Annotated in this window: 21 protein-coding genes; 18 read left to right on the forward strand and 3 right to left on the reverse strand. The window is 69.3% G+C overall.

Translation table 11 applies throughout. The annotated features are described in order from the left end of the window. Positions 1-4: 4 nt before the first annotated feature. The 18 genes from ACIBK0_RS16480 (at position 5) to ACIBK0_RS16565 (ending at position 19,699) form a co-directional block, all read left to right on the forward strand. A complete protein-coding gene (locus tag ACIBK0_RS16480) occupies positions 5-1,723 on the forward strand; it encodes a carbamoyltransferase (protein ID WP_399080139.1) in 1,719 nt (572 codons plus the stop codon). Further along, on the forward strand, positions 1,720-2,772 hold the full coding sequence (locus tag ACIBK0_RS16485) for a hypothetical protein (RefSeq protein WP_399080141.1): 1,053 nt from the start codon (positions 1,720-1,722) through the stop codon (positions 2,770-2,772). Before ACIBK0_RS16480 ends, ACIBK0_RS16485 begins: the two co-directional genes overlap by 4 nt. Before the next feature lie 96 nt (positions 2,773-2,868). After that, positions 2,869-3,378, forward strand: a complete 510-nt coding sequence (locus tag ACIBK0_RS16490) for a topology modulation protein (protein WP_399080143.1) — start codon at positions 2,869-2,871, stop codon at positions 3,376-3,378. 31 nt (positions 3,379-3,409) lie between these two features. Further along, positions 3,410-4,255, forward strand: a complete 846-nt coding sequence (locus ACIBK0_RS16495) for a methyltransferase domain-containing protein (RefSeq protein WP_399080145.1) — start codon at positions 3,410-3,412, stop codon at positions 4,253-4,255. Next, positions 4,252-5,019 (forward strand): phosphotransferase, encoded by a 768-nt coding sequence (locus ACIBK0_RS16500; protein ID WP_399080147.1) that lies wholly within the window; start codon positions 4,252-4,254, stop codon positions 5,017-5,019. The genes ACIBK0_RS16495 and ACIBK0_RS16500 overlap by 4 nt, the downstream gene beginning before the upstream one ends. After that, a complete protein-coding gene (locus ACIBK0_RS16505; RefSeq protein WP_399080149.1) occupies positions 5,016-5,672 on the forward strand; it encodes a histidine phosphatase family protein in 657 nt (218 codons plus the stop codon). Before ACIBK0_RS16500 ends, ACIBK0_RS16505 begins: the two co-directional genes overlap by 4 nt. Beyond that, positions 5,669-6,505 (forward strand): aminoglycoside phosphotransferase, encoded by an 837-nt coding sequence (locus ACIBK0_RS16510; RefSeq protein ID WP_399080151.1) that lies wholly within the window; start codon positions 5,669-5,671, stop codon positions 6,503-6,505. The genes ACIBK0_RS16505 and ACIBK0_RS16510 overlap by 4 nt, the downstream gene beginning before the upstream one ends. A gap of 37 nt (positions 6,506-6,542) precedes the next feature. Beyond that, positions 6,543-7,541 carry an NAD-dependent epimerase/dehydratase family protein gene (locus ACIBK0_RS16515; protein WP_399080153.1) on the forward strand — a complete coding sequence of 333 codons (999 nt, stop codon included), beginning with the start codon at positions 6,543-6,545 and terminating at the stop codon, positions 7,539-7,541. 31 nt (positions 7,542-7,572) lie between these two features. Next, positions 7,573-8,694: an adenosylhomocysteinase gene (locus tag ACIBK0_RS16520; protein ID WP_399080156.1), complete on the forward strand. Its 1,122-nt coding sequence runs from the start codon at positions 7,573-7,575 to the stop codon at positions 8,692-8,694. Positions 8,695-8,698: 4 nt separating this feature from the next. Continuing rightward, positions 8,699-9,247 (forward strand): NUDIX domain-containing protein, encoded by a 549-nt coding sequence (locus ACIBK0_RS16525; RefSeq protein WP_356050378.1) that lies wholly within the window; start codon positions 8,699-8,701, stop codon positions 9,245-9,247. A gap of 33 nt (positions 9,248-9,280) precedes the next feature. Continuing rightward, the gene (locus ACIBK0_RS16530) at positions 9,281-10,117 is read left to right on the forward strand and encodes a 3-deoxy-manno-octulosonate cytidylyltransferase (RefSeq protein ID WP_399080158.1); all 837 of its coding nucleotides are present in this window, start codon (positions 9,281-9,283) and stop codon (positions 10,115-10,117) included. A gap of 385 nt (positions 10,118-10,502) precedes the next feature. Then, positions 10,503-10,970 carry an NUDIX domain-containing protein gene (locus ACIBK0_RS16535; RefSeq protein ID WP_329159823.1) on the forward strand — a complete coding sequence of 156 codons (468 nt, stop codon included), beginning with the start codon at positions 10,503-10,505 and terminating at the stop codon, positions 10,968-10,970. Beyond that, complete coding sequence (locus tag ACIBK0_RS16540; protein WP_399080161.1) at positions 10,967-12,949, forward strand: ABC transporter ATP-binding protein; 1,983 nt, start codon at positions 10,967-10,969, stop codon at positions 12,947-12,949. Before ACIBK0_RS16535 ends, ACIBK0_RS16540 begins: the two co-directional genes overlap by 4 nt. A 21-nt stretch (positions 12,950-12,970) precedes the next feature. Further along, complete coding sequence (locus ACIBK0_RS16545; protein ID WP_399080163.1) at positions 12,971-13,927, forward strand: NUDIX domain-containing protein; 957 nt, start codon at positions 12,971-12,973, stop codon at positions 13,925-13,927. A gap of 89 nt (positions 13,928-14,016) precedes the next feature. Next, entirely contained in the window at positions 14,017-16,194 is a 2,178-nt protein-coding gene (locus ACIBK0_RS16550) for a methyltransferase domain-containing protein (RefSeq protein ID WP_399080165.1), read from the forward strand. Between the two features lie 154 nt (positions 16,195-16,348). Beyond that, entirely contained in the window at positions 16,349-17,218 is an 870-nt protein-coding gene (locus tag ACIBK0_RS16555; protein ID WP_399080167.1) for an NUDIX domain-containing protein, read from the forward strand. Positions 17,219-17,243: 25 nt separating this feature from the next. Further along, positions 17,244-18,452, forward strand: coding sequence for a bifunctional class I SAM-dependent methyltransferase/NUDIX hydrolase (locus ACIBK0_RS16560; RefSeq protein ID WP_399080169.1), 1,209 nt, complete (start codon positions 17,244-17,246; stop codon positions 18,450-18,452). Further along, on the forward strand, positions 18,449-19,699 hold the full coding sequence (locus ACIBK0_RS16565) for an MFS transporter (protein ID WP_399080171.1): 1,251 nt from the start codon (positions 18,449-18,451) through the stop codon (positions 19,697-19,699). The genes ACIBK0_RS16560 and ACIBK0_RS16565 overlap by 4 nt, the downstream gene beginning before the upstream one ends. A gap of 224 nt (positions 19,700-19,923) precedes the next feature. Here the strand turns inward: ACIBK0_RS16565 and ACIBK0_RS16570 are convergent, their stop codons facing one another. From ACIBK0_RS16570 to ACIBK0_RS16580, 3 genes are read right to left on the reverse strand one after another with little or no spacing between them, the layout of a single operon-like run. Further along, positions 19,924-21,360, reverse strand: a complete 1,437-nt coding sequence (locus ACIBK0_RS16570) for an amidase family protein (protein ID WP_399080173.1) — start codon at positions 21,358-21,360, stop codon at positions 19,924-19,926. After that, on the reverse strand, positions 21,357-22,565 hold the full coding sequence (locus tag ACIBK0_RS16575) for an MAB_1171c family putative transporter (RefSeq protein ID WP_399080175.1): 1,209 nt from the start codon (positions 22,563-22,565) through the stop codon (positions 21,357-21,359). Before ACIBK0_RS16575 ends, ACIBK0_RS16570 begins: the two co-directional genes overlap by 4 nt. After that, entirely contained in the window at positions 22,562-23,074 is a 513-nt protein-coding gene (locus ACIBK0_RS16580; RefSeq protein ID WP_329159845.1) for a hypothetical protein, read from the reverse strand. Before ACIBK0_RS16580 ends, ACIBK0_RS16575 begins: the two co-directional genes overlap by 4 nt. Between the last annotated feature and the right edge of the window lie 10 nt (positions 23,075-23,084).

Consider the following 23,084-nt stretch of genomic DNA (forward strand, 5'->3'; position numbering starts at 1 on the left):
CGCCATGAAGCGCGCTCCCTCGGTCATCCTCGGCTTGTGCTCCTACACCCACGACTCGTCGGCAGCTCTCCTGGTCGACGGCGAACTCATCGGCTTCGTCGAGGAGGAGCGCCTCTCCGAGCAGAAGCACACCAAGCTCTACCCCGCTCACGCTGTGGACTGGCTGCTCGGCCGGACCAAGCTCACCTCAGCCGACGTGGACACCGTCGCCTACAACTTCCAGCCCGCCCGCTACCTCGCCGAGTCGCCCGCCGCCCTGCGCATGGCGCTCTCCCCGACAACTCGTGACCGGGCGTTCGCCCGAGCGCACGGGTTCGCCAAGGTGGCCGTGCGCACCCAGCGGCGCCTGCGGCTGATCGGCAGGCAGTTCCCCGCCGCCCGTGTTACCCCGGTGCTGCATCACCGCGCCCACCAGCTCACGGCCTTCGCCGCCTCGGGCTGGGACGAAGCCGCCGTGCTCGTGGTCGACAGCCTCGGAGAGCGGCAGACCACCACCATCGCCCGCTGCCACGACACGCTCCGTCCCCGCGCGCAGACCCTGGAGGCGATCAACGACCCAGCCTCCCTGGGGTACGTGTACGGCGCCGTCACCGAGCACCTGGGCTGGCGCCGGGGCGACGAGGAGGGCACCGTGATGGCGCTGGCCGCCCTCGGCGACCCCGCCCGCTTCCGCTCCCTCTTCACCCACGCCGTCCACACGACCGCAACCGGCTTCCGCATCAACCCCGCCTACTTCCCCACGCGCACCCTCACGTCGGGATACGAGCGGACGTCCCGCCGCTTCGTCACCGAGACCTGCCCCGAACGGCACCCGGGCGAGTCCCTGGCCGACGTCCACCGGGACCTGGCGGCGGCTCTTCAGGAGCGGACCGAGCAGGTCATGGTGCACCTGGCCCGCCGCGCTCGCGTGCTCACCGGCTCCCGGCGCCTGTGCGTGGGGGGCGGTGTCGCCACGAACTGCGTGAGCATCGGCCGGATCATCGAGGCCCGCATCTTCGACGAGGTCTTCGTGCCTCCTGCGCCCGGTGACGCCGGTACCGCGATCGGCGCCGCCCTCGCCGCGCATGTCGGCGGACGCAGCCCGCGACCGGTGACCGGCGTCGCCCGCACCTGCTACCTCGGCCCGTCCTACGAGGACCAGGCCCTCGACCTCACGCCCTGGCCCGCCCTTCACCAGAAGACCCTGGGCATCGAAACCGCAGAGTTCCTCGCCGACCAGCTGGCCCACGGCACGATCGTCGGCCTGTTCCAGGGGGCCGTCGAAGCCGGGCCGCGAGCCCTGGGCAACCGTTCGATCCTCGCCTCTCCGCTGGAGCCCGGCGTCGTCGAGCGGCTGAACGCCACCGTGAAGTTCCGCGAGCCGTTCCGGCCCTTCGCCCCCATGGTCCTGGCCGAGCGCGCCCGCGAGTTCTTCACCCTCGGCCAGCAGGCGCCGTACATGTCCATGGCCTCCGGCGTGACCGACAAAACGCGCGAGCGCGTGCCGGCCATCGTGCACGCCAACGGCACCTCCCGCCTGCAGACCGTCACCAAGGCGCAGAACCCGTTCATGCACGCGGTCCTGACCGCCTTCGGCCGTCGGACCGGGGTGCCCGTGCTGATCAACACCTCCCTCAACGTCAAGGGCAAGCCGATCTGCGGAACACCGGAAATGGCCCTGGACTGCCTGGCCAACTCCGGGCTCGACGCCCTGCTCCTCGAAGGGCGGTGGATCACCAAGTGAAGATCGGATACAGCTTCTGGGGCTTCCTCGGCAACGGGGTCACCGACACCCCGGACGGGGGACGCAGCCATCGTCGCCCCTTCATTGATGCGCTCCTCGACCGCGGGCACGACATCGTGTTCCTGCAAGCCGACCGGGATCGCCTCGCAGCCGGCGACGACCTCGGCAGCAATTACATCTTCGATGGCGGATTCCCCAACATCGACGTCCTGTTCCTGGAGTGGCGCTGGGCGATCCCCGGCCGCAACACGACCGCGTGCGGCACGGAGGGCCATACCTGCGACCTGCACCGCCAGGCCCAGCTCATCAACCACTACACCGTGCGGCACCAGACACCCACTGTGATCTGGGACAAGGACCGCACCCTGCGAGCCGAGAGCGTGTGGCGCACCACGTCGCACACCCGCGTCTGCGAGGCCGCCCTCGCCCCGACCCACGGAGCGCACTCGCTGCTCTTCCCCGTCGCCGAGATCCTCCTCACCCAGGCAGACCCTGTGGCCCTCGCGGCACAGCGGCGGGACCTCGTGCTCGGCTACGTGGGCAACCAGTACGACCGCGACGAGCCCTTCGACCGCTTCTTCGCCCCAGCCGCCGCCCGCGTCGCGCACCTGGTCGCCGGGAAGTGGACGGAGACCGACCGCTGGCCGCACGTCCACTTCCTGGGCCGGATCCCGTTCGAGGCCGCCGCCGGCGTATACGGCAGGTCCCTGGCCACGGTGCTCATGCTGCCCGAGCGGTACGCCGCGGTCGGGCAGATGACCCAGCGCATCTTCGAGGCCGTGCTCGCCGGGTGCCTGCCCCTGGCCCCGGCGGACATCCGCTACGTCAACCGGTTCGTCCCGGACGAGCTGGTCGTGCGCTCCGGCCGGGACGTGATCGAACGCCTCTCCCACCTCCGCGAGATCGCCGGCACCCAGCGGCACGCCGACCTGATCGCCGCGTGCGTGGACCGTCTGCGCCTGTTCGGCCTGAGCAAGCAGGTCGACACCCTGGAATCCCTTCTGCACGGTCTCGTGAGGCCGGGCACGACCGAGCGGGGAGCTGCCTGATGCCGACCGCTCTACAGGCCATGGCGCCTGGATCATCAAAACGTGTCCTGGAGGATGGCTCCGCCGGACACCCGAACCTCTCTACGCTGGAGCACCATGAAGAAGGTCGCCATCGTCGGCTGCGGAGGCAGCGGCAAATCCCACGTGGCCCGCGAACTGGGCAAGATCCTCGACGCCCCGGTGACGCACCTGGACGCCGCGTTCTACGACGACGAGTGGAACGCGCTCCCCATGGACAAGTTCACCGCCGTGCAGCGCGAGCTGGTCGCGCAGCCGCGGTGGGTGATCGACGGCAACTACAACTCGACGCTGCAGGTGCGGCTCGAAGCCTGCGACACGGTGGTCCTGATGGACGTGTCGACCGTGGCGGCGCTGTACGGGATCTTCGCCCGGCAGATCCGGCACGGCGCGGGACACAAGGGCAACGGGGTGCACAACCGCATCCACTGGGGCGTGATCAAGTACGTCGCCACGTACCGCCGCAAGATGCGGCCCCGCGTGATGGCGAAGATCGAGGAGTTCGGCGCGAAAGCCGACGTGGTGCTGCTGGCCGACCGGCGCCAGACGCGCCGCTGGCTGCGGAAGGTGGCCGCCGAGCAGTCCTGAACGACCCGCGCCCCCGGGCAGGGGGTGCGGCATGAACGAGCCCAACGCCTTCCTGGACCCCGCCCGGCAACAGGAGCTGTACGGGAACCCCTCCCGGCTGTCCGGGCGGACCAGCGCCCTGATGCGCGCGAAGACCTCCGGCAACCCCGTGCCCGAGACGATCGTCAGTCTGGTGCAGACCCACCACGCGCAGCCGGACCGGCTCGGCGTGGTGCTCGACATCGGCTGCGGTCGCGGCACGAGCAGCCTGGGCATCGCCGAGCAGCTCCGGCCGCAGCGCATCGTCGGCCTGGACGCCGCCCCCTCCCTGCTCGCCCAGGCCCGCGAGCGCGCCAAGGAGCTACCCGACATCACGGTGGACTTCGTCGAAGGCGACTTCCACGACCTCCCGTTGCCCGCCGGGTCGTGCGACGTCGCCGTCGCCGCGTTCTGCCTCTACCACTCGCCGCAGCCCAAGGACGTCATCGCGCAGATCGCCAGGGTCCTCTCCCCTGGGGGCCTGGCCGTGCTCGTCACCAAGGCACTCGACAGCTACCGCGAGATGGACCAGCTGGTCGCTTCGGCCGGCCTCGACGCGCGGGGCGATAAGCACGAGAGCCTCTACACCGCAGCGCACAGCGGCAACCTCGCCGACCTGACCGCCTCCTCGCTCGACGTGATCGCCGTCCTGGACGAGGAGCACGCCTTCACCTTCGACGGCCACGACCACACGGCGCAATACCTGGCCACGAACCCCAAGTACCACCTCGCGCCCGGCCTGTACGGCAACCCCGGGGCTATGGCGGCGGCCTTGCACGAATTCCTTCCGGACCAGCCGCTGACCACTCGGTCCCTCATCACCTTCGTCGTCGCCCATCCGAAGAAGGGGCAGGCATGACCCTTCCGCCGTTCACCAAGCACTACGAGACTCCGGAGCGCGCGGCGGCGGCCGTCCGCCACTACCGGTGGATCAACGAGCACGCGAAGCCGCTGCGGCAGCCGGCCCTCAAAGTCATCGGCCCTGCCAGCCTGACTTTCGAGCGGGTCGAGGGGCGCTCCGTACGCCCCGAGGATCTCCCGCGCACAGCGGAACTGCTGGGCCACGCTCACGGTGCCGCCTGGCGCAGTGACCTGCAGGCCGCGTCGTTGAACACTCCGCATCGTTTCCAAGACGGCACGACGTTCGATGACTACCTCGGCCCGCGCAAGGTCGCGCTCCGACGGCGCCACGAACAGGGCTACCTGCCGAACAAGGTGTCCTTGCACGCGATGCTCCGCCTGCTGGAGGAGACGGCGCAGGGGCCCTGTGCCTTCTACAAGGACAGCAACCCGCGGAACTTCATCATCACTGCCGCCGGGGACATCGTCACGGTCGACACCGACGATCTCAGTCTCGCGCCCATGGGCTACGACCTCGCGAAGCTGGTCGCCACGCTTCTCCTCACCTACGGCCCCCTCGCGAGCGAAGCGATCGACGGCGCCTGCGACATCTACAGCCAGGCGCTCCGCCAGCACGCCCCACAGCTGGACCCCATGGGCCGAGAACGCCTGGACGACGGCTTGGCGCTGCACGCCGTACTCACCGCGCCCTACCTCGGCCGGAACGGCTACTGCCACATCTGGCCCGCCCACATCCGTCTCCGCCTTCAAGGAGCATCGTGATCACCACCGAACTCGTCTTCGTGCGGCACGGTGAGGCCCAGTGCAATGCCGACGGACTCGTCGGAGGTCCTCGCACCTGCACGGGACTGACCAACCTGGGGTATGCCCAGGCCGAACAGGCCGCGCGCCGCCTGTCCACCGAGCACCTGAAGAAGCCCTTCGACATGGTCTACGCAGGTCCGCGGATTCGCCTCGTCCAGACCGGCGAGATTATCGCCCAGACGCTCCAGATCCCGCTGCACGTCGACGACCGGCTCGACGGCCCCGTCCACGGCGATGCCGATGGCAAACCCTGGGATGCGGTGAAGACGGCCGCCAACGGCGGCCCGCATGCGCACCCCGACACTCCCTGGGCCGCTGGCTCAGACACCTGGAACGGGTACCTGAAGCGGGCCAGCAAGAACCTGAGTCAGCTCATCGAGGAGAACGAGGGGAAGCGCATCGTGTTCGCCGCCCACGGAGAGACGGTGATCACCGCGCACACCCTGCTCCTCGACATCCCGATCGGCTCGCCGGCGGGCTTCACGCACAACCACGCCTCCATCACCCGCTGGCAGCACCACCGCAACCGCCTGGGCCAGACCCGCTGGATGCTCGATCGGCACAACGACACCGAGCACCTCAGTCTCCTCACGCCGGAGCCGACCCCGTGATCGCGGCATCGGACGATCCCCGGATGCAACTGGCGCACTGCCTCCTCGGCGCAGTCGAGATCGCGCCGGACCCCTTGCTCCCTCCCCGGGTCGTGCGCGTGGTGGCCGGCGACGGGCGTCACTTCGTCGCCAAGCAGCATGCCGAGCACGACCGGTACGCAGGCGAACTCCACGCCTACCGGACCTGGGGCACCCAGCTGACCGGCCACGCGCCGAAGCTAGTCGGCCGTGACGACGCCACCCGCACCCTTCTGCTGACCGCGCTCGCAGGCGCTCGGGCGGACACGGCAGCCCCGGGCTCACCCGAGGAGGAACTGGCCCATCACGAGGCCGGCCACGTCCTCGGCAAGCTCCACCGGGCCACCTCCATGCCCCAGGGCGGCGCCGTCGGCGCAGCACTCGCCGAGCGCCTCCAGAGCTGGATCGACCGGGCCGTTCACGCCGACCTGATCGACACGGCCGAGCGAAACCTGCTGAAGCACCATGCGGCCATCCTGGGCAACAGCCTCATGGACGGCGCGGTCTGCCACCTCGACTACCAGCCGCGGAACTGGCTGGTCGGAGACGACTTCGGTGTCTGCGACTTCGAGCACATGCGACGCGACGCCCGCGTCCGCGACTTCGCGCGGCTCGAGTTCCGACGGTGGCAAGCCGCACCCCACCTCCGAACGGCATTCCTCGACGGCTACGGGCGTCCGCTGACCGACGCCGAACGGCGCCTCCTGGAGTCCTTCGGCGCCATCGAGGCGGCCACCGCCCTGGTCAAGGGCCACAAGGAAAACGACCTCACTCTGAGCGCGCACGGCCGAACCGTCCTGTCCCGCCTCACCTGACCTTCCTCCCTTCGACCACACCTCTCTGGAGATTCCCGTGCCGCAGCACGAGCAGCACCCGACCGCCGCTGCCCCCCGCCGAGCCGTGGTGACCGGCTCCGCCGGATTCATCGGTTCCCACCTCGCCCACGCCCTCGTCCAGGCCGGCACCACCGTGATCGGCGTCGACCGCCGCGACCCGTCCACCGACCACACGGCCGGCGCCAACCTCGCCGCCCTGCGGGGCCTCCCGGGTTACCACCACGTCACTGCCGACCTCCTCCACTGCGCGATCGACCCTCTCCTGATCGACGCGGACGCGGTCTTCCACCTCGCCGGAATTCCCGGCGTACGGCCTTCCTGGGGTCCGCAGTTCGGCGACTACCTCGCGTCCAACGTGCTGGCCACCCACCGGGTCCTGGAAGCCTGCACGCGCATCGGCGTTCCGCGGCTGATCGTCGCCTCCTCCTCCAGCGTCTACGGGCCGACCGACGGCGGCGCGAGCGTCGAAGCCGACCGCCCGCAACCGGCGTCCCCGTACGCGGTGACCAAACTGGCCGAGGAACAGCTCTGCCTCGCCTACGCCACGCGCCCCAACGGTCCCAGCGTCGTCGCCCTGCGGTACTTCACCGTCTACGGCCCCCGCCAGCGCGCGGACATGTTCACCCACCGCGCCCTGCAGGCAGCTCTGACCGGACAGCCGCTGTGCCTGTACGGAGACGGCCACCAGCGACGCGACTTCACCTACATCGACGACGTAGTCGCCGCCACGATCGCCGCCGCCGTCGTGCCGACCGCGCAGGGCGCGATCAACGTGGGCGGCGGGTCGAACGCGTCGCTGCTGGAAGTGATCAACATCGCGACCAGCCTCATCGGCCGCGACATCCAGATCGAGCAGAACCACGCGCGCAGCGGTGACGTCCTCCTCACTCGCGCCGACCCCAGCCGTGCCCGAGAGATCCTCGGCTGGCAGCCGCGAGTCGACCTCCACAACGGGCTGCGCGCTCACATGCAGGCTCTGGCCGCACAGGTCCCCAACTACAGCCGAGCCGCATAGTTCCGCGACCCGGAGCCCGAGAGGAGACGCAATGGAAAGTCCCGAGCGAGCCCGGCTGGACGCCTTCTTCCGGCAGATCACCGCGCAATTCCCCGCGGGCGAGGCGATCACGACGCTGGTCATCACGCATCTGCTCCCCGAGCGGCCGGCGTTCCTGCGCGCCATGACCGAGGTGTCCACGGTCGGCGCCGTACTCCCCAAGCCCCGGTCGATCCACCAGCCGACCCTCGACGACGTCCGCCGCACCCTCCCAGTCCACGACCTCACCCGAGAACGGTTCACCGACGAGACCCAGGCTCTGGACTACCTGGAGGACACGGCCGGCGGCCGGGACGTCGTCCTGGTGGACATCGGCGGCTACTTCGCGGCGAGCCTCGACACCTTCGTGAGCAAGTTCTCCGGCCGCGTCCTCGGCGTCGTCGAGGACACCGAGAACGGACACCAGCGATACGCGGCGCTCGACTCCCTGCCGTGCCCGGTCGTCTCCGTGGCCCGCTCCCCGCTCAAGGACTGCGAGGACCACCTCGTGGGTCGCTCGATCGTCTTCTCCACCGAGGCTCTTGTGCGCGGGCGCGGAGATATTCTGACCGGCCGCAACGCCTGCGTCATCGGCTTCGGGAAAGTCGGGCGCGCTATCGCTCAGACGCTGCGGGCGCTGGACCTGCGCGTCACCGTGTACGACAAGGACCCGGTCAGGCAGGTGCAGGCGCACTCGCTGGGCTTCCGTACCTGCGCGTCCGCCGCGGACGCGGTCCGCGAGGCGGAACTCGTCTTGTGTGCGACCGGCAACCTCGCCCTGCAACAGAGCGACTTCGCTGCCCTGCGCAACGGTGCGTATCTCGGGTCGGTCACCTCCTCGGAGGACGAACTTGAGCTTGGAAGCCTCCACAGTCTCTACCAACGCACGTCTATCAGCCCGGAGTTGACTCGGTACGAAATCACCGGCCACTACTTCTTCGTGCTCGCCGACGGCGGCGCGGTCAACTTCGTGCACGGCGCCGCTGTCGGCTCGTACATCCATCTCGTCCAGGCCGAAATACTCGCCGCCACAGCAGCTCTTAGCCGCGACCAGTTCGAGCCCGGCATGCACGAGATGGCGGCATCCGACCGTCACGCCATCGCCAGGACCTGGCTCGACCACTTCGAAAGGTGATTCCGTGCCCCCTTCCGCACAGCACATCCGCGCCGTCACCGAGACGTACCTCTCCCGTTACCCACACGAACGCGACGGGCTGGCGCCGCTTTTCACCGCACTCGCCGGCGGCGACGACCCCACGAGCCGCAAGACGTTCCCGGCCCACGTGACCTGCAGCGCCATCCTCCTCGACCGCGACCAGAGGATCCTCCATATCCACCACAAGGCTTCCGGAAAGGTTCTCGCGCCCGGGGGCCACAACGAGGCAGAGGACCCCGACCTCCCCACTGCGGCACTGCGTGAACTCCACGAAGAGGCAGGCATCCCGCCAAGCGCCGTTGTCGCTCTTCCCGGATTCGCAGACATCCCTTTCGACATCGACGTGCACGCGATCGACGCAAATCCCTCCAAGGGCGAGCCCGATCACCAGCACATCGATTTCCGCTGGATCTTCCGCCTCCGTTCGGAGCACGAAGTGACATTGCAGGCCGCGGAAGTGGGCGGCTACGAGTGGCGTCCCTTCACCGAGGCCGCCGCGCCCACGGTCCGCGCCAAACTCGCCCTTCTCTGACCTCCGACACCCAGCCGACCGCTAGGAGATCCCGTGGCCGCCACCACAGCCTCACCACCGAAAACACCTGGACGCCGACACATAGCCGTCATCCCCTGCCGGTGGGGGGCTTCGCGTTTCCCCGGCAAACCCCTGGCCCGTCTGGGCGACAAGCCGCTGCTCTGGCACGTTCACCAGCGCTGTCTGGAAGCCACGTCTCTGGACAGCGCCGTAGTGGCGACGGACGACGAGCGCATCGAGGCAGCGTGCCACGAGCTGGGCATCGACTGCGTACGGACCGGCGAGCACGCCACCGGCACCGACCGCGTCGCAGAGTGCGCCGAGCGTCTCCGCGCGGACGCGTACATCAACGTCCAGGGCGACGAGCCCTTCATTGAGCCGTCAGCCATCGATGCTTTATCCGACGCGCTCGCCAGCCTGGACGGCAAGGCCCTGGCCGTTAACGCGTACGCCGAGCTGAGCGACACCGCGGCCGTACTCGACCACAACGTCGTCAAGGTTGTCGTCGGAACCGACAGCCAGGCGCTGATGTTCTCGCGGCAGCCCATCCCTTACCCCCGCAGCAGCCGGCCTTCCTTCCTGCGACAGCTCGGCCTTTACGGCTTCACACGCGAGGCTCTCGAACGCTTCCGGCAGCTCCCGCAGGGCCCTCTCGAACAGGCCGAGGGCGTCGAGATGCTGCGGTTCATCGAGCACGGCCACCGAGTGCAGATGCTGCCCGTGTCCGACAGCGGCATCGCGGTCGACACCCCGGAGGATCTTGCACGCGCCGCCGCGATGCTCGCCCGCCGCACCGCAGCACACCCACGATTTCGGTCACCTACGTCACCTCGGCTCGCCACGGCCGCAGCGCCCTCGCGACCCGCCTGACGGCCATCACCTCTAACCGCCGCAACCTCCGACACGGCGGCGAAGCCGCGTCGCCCCCCACACGCGTGACGAACTTGAGGCCCGCCTCCCGGAGGACGCGGAGGCACCTGCCCAAACCCCCAGAACAGCACATGCGTTCCAAGAAATACCCCTTCTGTGCCCCGAACGACTGGCCCAGCGGGCCGTTATTCCGAGCACCTGTCCGAGAGCACGCACACCGAGGAGGCCGTATGCCCCGCCAGATGATCGCCATTGGCGCGCACACCACGCTCGAATTCCATGTGCCCGTGCGCCTCGGACCTCCGCCTGGAGCCTGTCCCCCTCATCCCTGTGCGCCCGTCGGCGCTACGGAGCGCCTCGGAGCAGCATCCGAGGAGGCGTTCGCGTGAGGGACCGCTACACCAGCATCGTCGACGTGCTCATGCTCCCGTACCGCCAGGACGGACGGATGCCGCTTCTACGGCGTGCACAAGATCAGTACGCGCCCGGACAACTCACAGTGGTGGGAGGTCACTTGGAGGAGGGCGAGTCCCCTCTGGAAGGGGCGATCCGGGAGGCCGAGGAGGAGCTGGGGATCCGGATCAGCCCCCACGACGCCGAGTTCTGCGGGCTATTCCAGTTCGTCGCGGCAGACGGTTCTCGGCGGCTCGGGACGGCCTGGGTAACGCGCTCCTGGGAAGGAACCCCGACGAATAGCGAGCCCGACAAGCACTCGGAGCTCCTGTGGGCCGAACCCGGCGACCCGCCCCAGGACTGTCACCCCTACACCCAGGGCGTGCTCCGCCACTTCGTCGAAGGGACCCTGTACGCCGTTATCAAAGCCGACCCCACCACTGCGGGTGACGCCGCATGAAGCTTCTGCGCCGTCCCCGAGTGGAGGAGCCCAAGGTCTCCCGTTCCGAACAGGAGCTGTTCGGAGGACCGCTTCGCTATGACATGGGGTGGACCGAACACGAGCACGCTCGGCTCGAGTTGACGCTATGGAGCGCACTTCGTTCCATGCCCCGGCAGGTGTGGGGCACACTGCGGCGAGCCTGGCGGGCCGACCGGGGCGCTCTGCTGAGCGTCGGCGCCTGCGAGATCGGCCAGGGCATCGTCGCCGCGGTGAACCTCCTCGTCCTCAACGCAGTGATGCATGCACTGCTCGGCGCGGGCAGCCCGGCGGACCGCCTCGACGCGGCGCTGCCGGCGATGCTCGTCGGGGCAGGCGCGGCCGTGGTCAATTCAGGTCTGGCCAGTTGGTCAACATCGCGCGCCGGCCGTCTGGAGCCACTCGTCGAACGGATCGCCACGACGGAGTACCTGGACGCGGCGCAGGCCGTCGAGCTGGAGGCGATCGAGGACCCGGCCTTTCGCCGGCTGCTCGACGTGGCCTACTACGGCCCCACGTACGCGCGCCGCATGATCTCCACCTGCGTCGCCGGCCTGAACAGCATGATCGGGCTCATCTCCACGGCCGGCATCCTGCTCGTGCTGCACTGGGCTCTCATCCCGATGCTGCTGCTGATCGTGGCCCCACGCGGCTGGGGCGCCATGAGGGTGGCGCAGCGGCGCTACGTGTCGGTGCTGAACTGGGTCGAGCACCTGCGGGCCAGTCGTCTCATCGGCAACCTGCTGACCGAGCGCAGCGCCGCCCAGGAAGTGCGTCTGCACGGTGTGGGCCCTTATCTGCTGGCGCGCTACCGGGACATGGCCGAGAACGCGGAGGAAGAACAGCAGCGGCTGGCCAACGGGAAGGCGGCGACCGAGCTGCTGGCGCAGGCGATGTCTGGCGTCGCGACGGCGGCGACCTATGCGGTGATGTTCTGGCTGGTCACGGGCGGGCAGATGAGCCTGGCCGTCGCCGGCACTGCGGTGTTCGCCATCCGCTCCGGCTCGGCCAGCCTCGGCGCCCTCGTGATGAACGTCAACGACCTGCACGAGGAGTCGTTGTACGTGCAGGATCACGAGCGCTTCCTCGTCGAGGCAGCCCGGCGCACCATTCCGGACGGCGGGGATGACCTGCCGGAGCGGGTCGACGCGATCGTGCTGGAGCAGGTCGGCTACCGCTATCCAGACCGGGATGAACCGGCCCTGGACAAGGTGTCGTTGACCCTTCCCATGGGCAGCGTGACTGCCGTGGTCGGCGACAACGGCGCGGGCAAGTCCACGCTAGTGAAGATCATTAGCGGCCTCCTGGTCCCGACCACCGGTTCGGTCTCCTGGGGCGGATCCCCGGTCACCCAGCTCAACCGCTTCAAGCTCTTCGAGCGGATTGGGCAACTGACACAGGACTTCCAGCGGTGGCCGATGACCGCCTCGATGAACATTCGGATCGGCCGTCCCCACCGCCCCTCCACCGATGAGGAGTTGAATTCATCGGTGCGCTTCGCGGGTGCAGTGTCGCTGCTCGACAAACTCCCGGAGGGGCTCAATACGCTGCTGGCCCGCATGTTCCGAGGTGCGACCGAACTGTCCGGCGGAGAGTGGCAGAAGGTCGGCCTGGCGCGGTCGCATTGGCGCACCGAGACCTCCACCGCGGACAGCCTCCTCATCGTCGATGAGCCCACCTCCGCCCTGGACCCCGAGGCCGAGATCCGTACCTTCGACCGCATCCGAGAGCTGGCCGCGCCCCACCGGGCCGTGGTGCTGGTGACACACCGCATGTCCGGCGTGCGGTGGGCCGATCAGATCTACGTCCTGAACAACGGGCACGTCGCCGAGCACGGCACCCACGACGAGCTGATCGAAGCGAACAAGCAATACGCATCCATGTTCCGCGCCCAGGCCGCCCAGTACGCCCCCGTCCTGCCCCGCCCCGCCCGGCCCACGGCCGCCTCCGAGTCCGCCTGACCAGCCCTCCGAAGGAGCATCGTGTCCTTTCAGTCCACCGACACCGTGCACAGCCCCGGCCACGCGGAACTACTCCGTGGAAATGGCACCGCCGCGCTGCTCGTCAACGACAGCGGTGAGTACCTGCTGCACCTGCGCGCGGCTAACAAGCCAATCTGGCGCGCCGGCCACTGGTGTCTGCTCGGAGGCCGCCTCGACGCTGGAGAGAGCAACGACGACTGCATCAGGCGTGAACTACAGGAGGAGATCGGTCTTGTCGTAGAGGACCTCGTCCCGTTCCGGACCCGGGACACCGTCGATGCCAACGGTGTCCTGACCAACCGTGTGCATGTCTACCTCGGCACGCTCAACCGGGCCGTCCACGAGATCGAACTACGCGAAGGCATCCAGTTGCGGTGGACGCGCATCGACGAGACGGCCGAGATGACGATGGACCCCGCCACCATGGCGACCCTCGACGAACATCGACGCCTTCCACAGCCCCTCCTCGACGGCTCGGGCATGCCCGCGATCGTGAAGGTGACGGAGCCGGACGAGCACCGAGATCGCAGCATCGTCGGAGCGCATCTCGTCCTTGTACGCGACGGCGCGGTGCTGCTCGGTCAACGCCACCCCGACAGCGCCTTCGCTCCCGGCGCCTGGCATCTGCCGGCCGGACACCGAGAGGCCGGCGAGTCTGCCCTGGCCTGCATGGTCCGCGAAACGGCCGAGGAGGCCGGGCTCACCATCGCCGCTGAAGATCTCCGCCTGGCCCACACCCTGGATCTCCTCGATCCCGGCAGCTCCACGTCGCGTATCCAGCTGTTCTTCACCGCCTCCCGTTGGAGCGGCGAGCCGCGCGTGCTCGAACCCGAGCGGTGCACCCAGTGGCGGTGGTGGCCGCTCGACGCCCTGCCCGAGTCCCTCGTGGAGTACACCCGCGTCGCGCTGCGAGCCATCGCCCGCGACGAGCCGTACACGGCGATGGGGTGGAGCTGACCCATCCCTCAACGGCCCCGCCGTTCCGACCCTGCTGGCTCTGGCCGACGCCTCTCCAGCCACCCCTCAAAGTAAGGATGTGCCACTCGTTGTTCACCTCGCAGGATGAATGGAACAGCGGTTATGCCGAGGGACGCCGCTACCGGCCTCTCGGCAAGGACGAGCGCACGTTGCTCACCCAGCACGTGCCCGCTTCCGATGGAGGCCGAGCACTCGACGTGGGGTGCGGGACCGGCGAACTCGCCCTGCACCTGGCCTCCATGGGCTACGCCGTCGACGCCGTGGACTGGGCCGACGCCGCCTTCCCCAGCACCGACGCGCACCCGGAAGACCCCTCGCGCGGAGCCGTTCGCTGGCTGCACCTGGACATCGAGCGCGCCAACCTCTCGAAACTGCACGCAGACGGCTACGACCTGATCGTCCTGCGGATGGTGTTCGCGTTCCTGCGCGACCGCACGCGCCTGACCCGCACGCTGGGCCGGCGGCTACGCAAGCACGGTGCCCTCGTCGTCATCACACCGCTCGCCGCGACCACCCCCGCCGAGCGGCGGGGCATCGCCCTCGACGAGGACGAGGTCGCGCACCTGATGAGCATGTGGGAGCAGGCACAGCGCTTCGACGCGAACGGGATGGCCGTCCTGGTCCTGCGCGGGCTGAAGAAGCCCGCCGTGCAGATCACGAACACCACTCTCCCGCAGTCGAGTTCGGTGACCGCGGTGCACGTCGTGGGCACCGACGCCCTGGGGCGCGTTCTGCTGGGGCGCTCGCAACAACAGGAGTGGGAGCTGCCCGGCGCCATGGCCGAGCCCGGGGAAGGACTCGAGCAGACTGCGGTGCGCGCCCTGGCCGAGCAGACCGGCGTGATGGCCGATCCCGCCGACGCGCACGTCCTCGGACTGCACCTCGATGCCCCGGACGGCCTCTTGCGTACGAGCGTGGTGGTCCGCGTCACGTCTCACACCGGGCAGGCCCAGCCGCTGAAGCCGAACCGGTTCGGGCACGTGGACTGGCGACCGCTGCACACCCTGCACCGTCTGGACCGGCTGCCAGCCACCTCAGCGCGGGCGCTGGACTTGGTCTGGCCGGGAGTCCTTCCGTACGTGCCGTCCGCGCACGCCTATCCGGTCGACAACAGCTGCCCGACGGTGCCCGGCGAGCCGCCAGAGGCGATCGAGCGACGCGAGCAAATGGCTGACCGGGTCATTGCCGGCGGCTGGGCCCCCTCCCCGCCGATCCAGCAAGCGCTCCGCTCGGTCCCGCGGCACCGCTTCACCCCCGAGAGCCCTCTGCGGACCGCGTACCACAGCCTCCTGGCCGTGGTCACCGAGCACAACGACCTTGCTCAGGCGACCAGTTCCGTGTCTGCGGCCTGGCTCCAGGCCGACATGGCCGAGCACCTGCATCTGGCCGAGGGGATGACGGTATTCGAGGGAGGCTCGGGCGGCTACAACGCCGAACTGATCGCACACGTCGTCGGGCCGACCGGCCGCGTGATCACCGTCGACCTCGCGCCGTATGTCGTGCGCCGCACGCGGCGGCTGACCGCCGAGGCCGGCAGCGGTCGCGTCACAGCGGTGCTCGGCTCTGCCAGCGACGGCGCCGTCGAGCACATGCCCCGCGGGGGTTTCGATGCTGCGGTGATTACTTACAACTGCTGGGATATCGCTCCCGCTTGGCGTGACCAGCTCGCCGACGGCCGCTATCTCGTCCTCCCACTGGAAGTCCATGACTACACCCGCGCCATCGCCTTTCAAAAGCACGGCCCGGTGCTGCGTGCTACGGACTTCACGTTCTGTGGGTTCATCCGCGACCGCGGACCCGCGGCCCGCGCCGTCCCCGCCGTCGACCTCGCCGACGGCGAACTGCAGCTCCGTTTCCCCGACGGCGTCCCCGCCGAGACCACCGGTCTGGACGATGCCCTCGCTGGCCCTCGCCACGAAGTGGCCACCGGCGTGACCGTGGCAGGCAACGAGTCGTTCGAGACCCTGCAGCTCTTCCTCGCCACCACGCTGCCCGGCTTCTGCCGCCTCGCCCGCAACCGTGATCAGAGCAGTGGCATCACCGCGCTGCCCAAGGGCTCGAACGCCGCCGCGATCACAGCGGCCGGCTCCCTCGCCTACCTGACCCACGTCCTGGTCCAGGACGGCCCCACGGCCGAACAGCGCCGCTCGGAGTTTCTGGCTCACGGCTTCGGGCCATCCGGGCCTGCTCTGGCCGAACAGCTCACCTTCGCCGTGCGTCGCTGGGACGTCCACGAACGAGCCTAGGGCTACCCCCAGTTGGAGGTTCATCCCGCCGGAACCCCTGACACCGAACTACCCGCAGGCCACGTGCTGGACAAGACCCACAACCGGCTCGTGTGGACGTGGCGCTCCGACACCGCCGACGCCCCGGCCGCGCAGCCAGAGAAGGTGAGCGCCCATGACTGAACCGGCACCCGACCAGGTCGAGCCACAGCACGGGCTGGGCCTGTACGAGCGCTACTACGCCCAGGTGGAATCCGGCCGCAAGACCATCGAAGTCCGGGTGCGCACACCCCGGATGACGGACGTCGCGGTCGGCGACGTGCTCGTATTCCACGGCGAGGACTCCGGCCGCGAACTCGACGTAAGGGTCGCGCGGATCACGCCGCACGCCTCGTTCGCCGAGCTGCTCGCCGCGGAAGACACCTCCCGGATCGACCCTGACGCCACAGAGGCCGAGCAGCTCGCCAACCTGCGCCGCATCTACCCACCAGAGAAGGAGGCCCTGGGACCGCTCGCGATCGAGTTCGACCACCGGCCGGCACTTGCGGGGCAGCCGATGCCCGTGTCCCCCGAGGCATACGTACAGACCGTTCCGCACCACACGGTGTACAGCTGCTTCTACGTACGCGACGACCGCGATCGGCCCGTCATGCTGCGTTCGGTGTACGGCGGTCGACCCTGGCAGTTTCCAGGCGGGAACAGTGACGCCGGCGAGGATCCCCTGCAGACCGCGCGCCGCGAAACGGCCGAGGAAACCGGGCTCGAGCTCGGCCAGGGCCAACCCCGTCTGCTGCTCACGCACTACCTGCACCCCGGGCCCCGCTGGCCCATGGGCAAGATCGGTTTCATCTTCGACGGCGGCAGCCTCAGCCCTGAACAGCTGCGGCAGATTCGCGTCGACCCGGCAGAGCACGACATGTGGGCGATCCACGGCCTCGACGAGTGGCGACCTCTGCTGGCCGAGGGAGCGTTCGCCCGCCTGGAGGCCATCGAACGGGCCCGCACCGGCCACGGCCCGCAGTACCTCGTCACCGATCACACCTAACCCGGCCCTCCCCTTTGGAGTTCTCATGTCCGTCGAGGCGTCCCCCAACCCCGAGACCTGGACTGCCTATGGCCAGTTTCAGCTCGACCGGTCCTACATGCCGCCCGCACCTGAACAGCTGCGATGGGGCTTCTGGGACGGTGTCGGCCCCGGCGACGACGTCCTCGGCCCCCTGGCCGGAAAACGGGTCCTGGATATCGGCTCCGGCGCCGGCCACTACGCCGTCCACATCGCACAAGCCCACGGCGCACTCGTCGACGCAGTCGAACTCTCGCCCACCCAACACCGGCGCGCCACCGGACACTTCGGCGACGTACCCGGCGTCCGGTTCCTGCACGCGGACGTGATCGAGCACCTTAAGCAGGCTCAGCCGTACGACGCGGCGTACGGCATCTGCACACTCGCCGGAATCGACCCCCACATCTCACTGCCCGCGCTGCGCGACGGACTACTCCCCGGAGCCCCGCTCGTCTTCTCCGTTCTGCACACCAACTGGCACGGCCATGGCCCCTCCGACACCGTGGCTCCACGCGCGGAGACGGTCGGGCTCAAGGGCATGGACCCGCTGCCGCTGCAGACCTGGGTGCTCACCGCCCAGGTGTGGGAAGACCTCCTGACGGACTACGGATTCACGGTGGAGGCCATCACCCAGCTCCACGCACCCGACCCGGACAACCCCGTCACCTGCCAGCTCATCCAGGCCCGGCGCAGGACCGTCCTACCTGCGCGGATCACCAGCCGCCCCCGCAGCCGACGCCCGCCCGTCCCGCACGCCGCGATCGGCGTGGGCGCCATCGTCCTCGGCGACCGCGGTCTGCTCCTGGGCCGCCACCGCCGCGGCACTCTCGAACTCCCCGGCGGATCTCTTGAGATCGGCGAACCCCTGGAGAAGACGGTCGTGCGCGAGCTGGCCGAGGAGACCGGCCTGTCCGCGCGCCCCGAAGACGTCACCCTCCTGGGCACCCTCGTCGATCACGTCGGCGACGTCGTACGCGTCACCGTGGGCGCCCTCGTCACCACCTGGCAGGGCGAACCCACCACCCAGCCAGACGAGAGCGTCGGCGACTGGGCCTGGTGGCCGCTCGACGAGCTGCCCGACGGTCTCTTCGAGTGCAGCGCACAGATCCTCACCGCCTGGCGCCCCGACCTGCCCATCGACCACCCCCCGGCCCACTTCACTCCCTACGACAGCCGAACGGCACCGTCATCCGCTCCAGAAAGCGCAGGTGCATGAACTCGCCCCCGCGTACGACCCTGTGGCGGCACCGCGACTTCCGCCTCTACTGGACCGGGCAGGCCATCGACGTCCTGGGCTCCTCGCTCAGCTCCGTCGCCATCCCCCTGGTCGCGGTCGTCACCCTGCACGCGAGCGCCTGGCAGGCCGCGGTCCTCGCCGCCGCGCAGAAGACCCCGCCGCTGCTGTTCTCGCTCCCCGCCGGCGCCTGGGCCGACCGGCTCCGGAAACGGCCGCTGATGATCGCCACGAACCTCGGCTGCGCCATCGCGATGGCCACCATCCCGCTCGCAGCGTCCCTCGGCCGACTCACACTCCCGCAGTTGTGGCTGGTGGCCTTCACCATCGGCTCCTGCCAGGTCGTCGGCATGGCGGCGAGCCTGTCGTACATCCCGCATCTGGTGCCTTCCGACCAGCTGCTCCAGGCCAACTCGAAGCTGGCCAGCGCCAACACCCTGGCGGACATCTGCGGCCCGGCCCTCGGCGGCGTGCTGATCGGCCTCGTCGGCGCAGCCCGCGCGGTCACCCTCGACGCCGTCTCCTACCTCGTCAGCGCCTGGTGCGCCCTCCGTATCCGCACCCCCGAACCACCACCACAGCCGAGAACGGCCGAACGCTCCCTGCTTCGAGAGATCCGCGAAGGGCTCGCCTACACCTGGAAACACCCGGTGATCGGTCCGCTCGTCACCACGAACGCGATCACCTCTACCGTCCTCGCCGGCACCAACGCGATCTGGATCGTCTACCTCGTCCGCGAACTCCACTGGCCCCCGCAGACATTCGGCTACGTGATGGCGATCGGCGCGAGCGGCGGCTTCCTCGCCTCCCTCACCGCCGAGCGGCTGACCGATCGATTCGGGGCCGGCCCGGTCATGATCAGCGCCCTCGCCCTGGCCCCGGCAAGCCAGCTCCCCCTACTGCTGGCAAAGCCCGGCCTCGGCGGCCAACTTGCCGTCGGCTGTGGCCTCTTCGTTCAGCTCTTTGGGGCCGTCACACACGGACTGACACAGCGCACCGTGCGCCAAAGCGCCTGCGAGCCACAGATGCAGGGCCGCATGCAGGCCACCGGCCAATGGACTGCCTTCGGGCTACGCCCCTTCTCCACCATCCTCGCCGGAGCCGCCAGCACGCGCATCAGCCTGCACACCATCTTGACGATCGGCGCGTGCCTGCTTGTCCTGCCTCCGGTCCGGCTCGCGCTGACACCCTTGCGATCCCTGCGTCCCATCGCCGAACCCGCACGATGACGGATCCGGTCCCGCGAAGGAGGCAGGTCCTCGACCGTATCGATCCACCCACGTCAAGATCAGCCGCGCCCTGCTGAACATCCCTCCTCTGTCGCGCAACGGAGTCCTCCCTGATGCCCCTCGCCATCCGCAATTCGGCCAAAGCAGTCGTCCTCCACAACGATCGGGTCTTGCTCCTCCAAGCGATCTGGAACGACGACCTCGGCTACTTCTTGCCACCGGCGTCAAAGACTGATTCCCTCGGCCATCCCTCCGAGGAGCGACGCCAAGTCTTCCGCCATTGCGAGCAAGGTCCGGTCCGAATAGGTCGGTCCCACGAGCTGTACGCCGATCGGGAGGCCGTCCGCGTTTCGCGCGACGGGCATGACCAGGCTGGGCAGACCAACGTGGCTGGTGAGGTTGGCCCAGCCGGTCTGGTCGTAGAAGCTCCGCTCGACGCCGTCGACCGTGAGAGCGCGGGTGCCGGCCGGGATCGCTGCGGTGGGAGCGGCGGGGGTGATGAGGACATCGTGCTCGGCGTCGGCGAAGAACCGGTGCCACGTCTCCCGAAGCCGGAGACGCTCCTCGTTGGCGCGGAGCCAGGCGCGGTGTGTCTGCGTTCGGTGGCGGAGGAAGGTGGCCCGCGGGCTCGCGTCATCCTCTTGCAGGTCACGCGCCGCCTCGAGTTCGGCCGCGCCGGCTTCGTGGTCGGTGGCGGCCGTCGCGGTGGCGTGGAGGAGCTGCTCGAAAAGACGGAGAGAGTCGGCGAAGCCGACCGGTCCCGCGGTGCGGATGACGTTCGCGCCCGCGGAGGCCAGTGCCTGCTCGACGGCGGCGAGAGCAGCTGCAGTTTCACGGTCGACGGGGCAGCTCGCGTCCTCGGCCCACACCGCTACCCGGAGCTGGCCAACTGCGCGGCGCGCCGAAGACAGCTTCACGAGCCAGGGGCTGTTCTCGGCGGGTGACGGTGTCGTCAGCGCGTCGAGGAGCAGGCCGAGGTCGCGGGGGTGGCGGGCCAGGGGGCCGGGCGTGACCATATCGCTGCTGGTGATCCATCCCGGCGGGCGGGGGATGTGGCCGCGAGCCGGGACGAGTCCATGCGTAGGGCGCAGGCCGTAGACGCCGCAGTAGTGCGCCGGAAGCCTCAGTGAGCCAGCGAGGTCGCTGCCGAGGTCGGCGGGAGTCAGGTGGGCGGCGACTGCGGCGGCGGGGCCGCCGGAGGAGCCACCGGCAGTGCGCTCAGGATCATGGGGGTTGAGCGTGGGGCCGAACAGGCTGTTGTCAGTGTGCAGGTCCTGGCAGTACGCCGGCGTATTCGTCTTGCCCATGATCACGGCGCCTTGATGGCGAAGACGGGCGACCGCATCGGCGTCCCGTGCGGGTACGTGACCCGCCAGGTCCTCGGCGCCGCTGGTGGTGCGCAGGCCGGCCGTCTCGAAGCTGTCCTTGATCGTGAGGGGAAGGCCGTCGAAGGTTCCCCTGCTTTCGTTGCGGGCGCGACGTTCGTCCGCTGCTCGCGCGGCGGTCCGGGCCGCGTCGTCGTCGCGGGTGACGACGGCGTTGACGTGGCTGGCATCGATGCGGTCGAGATGGAGGTCGAGCAGCTCGCGGCTGGAGATCTCGCGACGGTCCAGGGCCTGGAGCTGGACGTGGGCGGGCTGGTGGGTGAGGTCGGTCGTCATGCGGAGACTCGCTCAAGGTGGGGGGCTCGTGCGGGCTGGCGGGGCAGGTGGCGAGCGACGTCGAGGAGGGCGTCGATGTCGTCCATGGGCCGGCTGGTCTGGCGTTCGGAGTCGGCGAATTCGGTGAGCTGGTCGGGCGCTGGGCGGGCGCCTTCGGCCCTCGCGGCGATTCCGGCGAGGATCTGGTCGGCCGTGACGGCGGCAGACAGCTCCTGGCCGTGGAGTCCTCGGGCCCGGTGGTGGGCTTCGCTGGCCTCGCGGACAGCGCCGTCGAGGTATTGGCGGATCACGAACCGGCCGTCCCGGATCTCGACTGCTCGGCGGTAGAGCCGGATCGAGATGCGGCGGAAGCGACGCCTCTGGGCCGGGTCGACGCGGTCGATCGGCAGCTCGATCTCGGGCGCTTCGCTGTAGAACGCCAGCCACAGGGGGCGCAGGCCGTAGTAGCTGCGGTACACCTTGATCCGGTACTGGACGCTCTGGGCCTGGTCGCTGATGGTGGGCACGAGCCAGCCGATGAGCGTGAGCATGGCGCCGACATCGCCGCAGGTCCAGGCGAAGCCCTCCCAGCCTGCGAGGGAGGTGTCGAAGGCGCCAGCGATCACGTTGCCGATGCGGACCGCGCTGTATCCGAGGGTGACGGTGGCCCCGAGGGCGACGATGCGCAGGCCGTAGCGGACGGACCCGCGGATGCTGCGGCGGGCCAGGCGCCAGCAGGCGCGGGCCAGGAACAGCTCGCCGATGGTGTAGGCCGTGACGTACAGGGTGAGGTACGCGGCATACCAGTCGTCGTGCGCGTAGTACAGCGTGAAGTCGATCGGATGCGGCGCACTGGGCGTCAGCAGGGCGAACAGCACCAACAGTCCGGCGATCACCGCGAAGCCGGCCCCGAGCCACCGGCGACTCCGCCGGCGGGCGACATCGGGCGGGGATCCCCAGTACGTGAGGACCACCTGCTGACAGGCCAGGAGCGCGACCACGCAGCCTTGCGCGAGGGGCACGGAGAGGTTGACGGTGCCGAGGACTCGGTCGAGGTAGTTCCACATCGGCGTGATGGAGAACAGGAACGACAGTCCTGACAGCAGGAAGACGGCGGCCAGCGCGGTGGAGGCCGGGTCTCGGCGGCGGGTCGGTACGTCCCGCAGGAGGCAGAGGAAGCCGAGCGTGGCGACGACGAGGCTGATCGGATGGAGCAGGTCCTTCACGTCCGGGCCTCCCGTCGGCGCAGCAGCGTGTGCGTGACCCGGTCCTGCACCTCGTCTCCGGAGGACTCGTCGCTGCGCAGCCACCGGTCGATGATCCGGCGCTGGAGCAGCGAAGCGAGGAGTTCGGTGTCCCGCTCCTCGTCCTCCTCGTACTTGGTACGCCCCAGCATCATCTGCACGGTGGCCGGATCCACACTGGTGATGAAGGACGGAGCCAGCGCGGACACCGGCCGGTTCTCATGGTGACCGAGCAGGAGGTGGCTGAATTCGTGGGCGATGATGTGGTCCTGGTGCAGGGAGCTGGTCCGCGGGTCGTAGAAGACGTGGACGGCACTCTCCGTGACGGCGCATGCCCCGCACACCGAGGGCGCCTGCTCCCGGGGCTCTAGGACCACCTTCCGTCCGGTACGGCGGGAGACCTCGTCGCTGAGATCGCGGATATTGGTGACGTGCGGGAGCTTCAGCTCGGCCAGAAGGTCAGGCCGGCGCAGCCTACGTGCAGACCACATTGCTTTTCCT

Source organism: Streptomyces sp. NPDC050564 (genome assembly GCF_044457265.1).
Classification (GTDB): domain Bacteria; phylum Actinomycetota; class Actinomycetes; order Streptomycetales; family Streptomycetaceae; genus Streptomyces.

Excerpts from the sequence above, each read along its gene's own strand:
- ACIBK0_RS16480 (WP_399080139.1), top strand. The coding sequence starts at position 5 with ATGAAGCGCGCTCCCTCGGTCATCCTCGGCTTGTGCTCCTACACCCAC.
- ACIBK0_RS16490 (WP_399080143.1), top strand. The coding sequence starts at position 2,869 with ATGAAGAAGGTCGCCATCGTCGGCTGCGGAGGCAGCGGCAAATCCCAC.
- ACIBK0_RS16495 (WP_399080145.1), top strand. The coding sequence starts at position 3,410 with ATGAACGAGCCCAACGCCTTCCTGGACCCCGCCCGGCAACAGGAGCTG.
- ACIBK0_RS16500 (WP_399080147.1), top strand. The coding sequence starts at position 4,252 with ATGACCCTTCCGCCGTTCACCAAGCACTACGAGACTCCGGAGCGCGCG.
- ACIBK0_RS16520 (WP_399080156.1), top strand. The coding sequence starts at position 7,573 with ATGGAAAGTCCCGAGCGAGCCCGGCTGGACGCCTTCTTCCGGCAGATC.
- ACIBK0_RS16540 (WP_399080161.1), top strand. The coding sequence starts at position 10,967 with ATGAAGCTTCTGCGCCGTCCCCGAGTGGAGGAGCCCAAGGTCTCCCGT.
- ACIBK0_RS16555 (WP_399080167.1), top strand. The coding sequence starts at position 16,349 with ATGACTGAACCGGCACCCGACCAGGTCGAGCCACAGCACGGGCTGGGC.
- ACIBK0_RS16560 (WP_399080169.1), top strand. The coding sequence starts at position 17,244 with ATGTCCGTCGAGGCGTCCCCCAACCCCGAGACCTGGACTGCCTATGGC.
- ACIBK0_RS16565 (WP_399080171.1), top strand. The coding sequence starts at position 18,449 with ATGAACTCGCCCCCGCGTACGACCCTGTGGCGGCACCGCGACTTCCGC.
- ACIBK0_RS16570 (WP_399080173.1), bottom strand. The coding sequence starts at position 21,360 with ATGACGACCGACCTCACCCACCAGCCCGCCCACGTCCAGCTCCAGGCC.
- ACIBK0_RS16580 (WP_329159845.1), bottom strand. The coding sequence starts at position 23,074 with ATGTGGTCTGCACGTAGGCTGCGCCGGCCTGACCTTCTGGCCGAGCTG.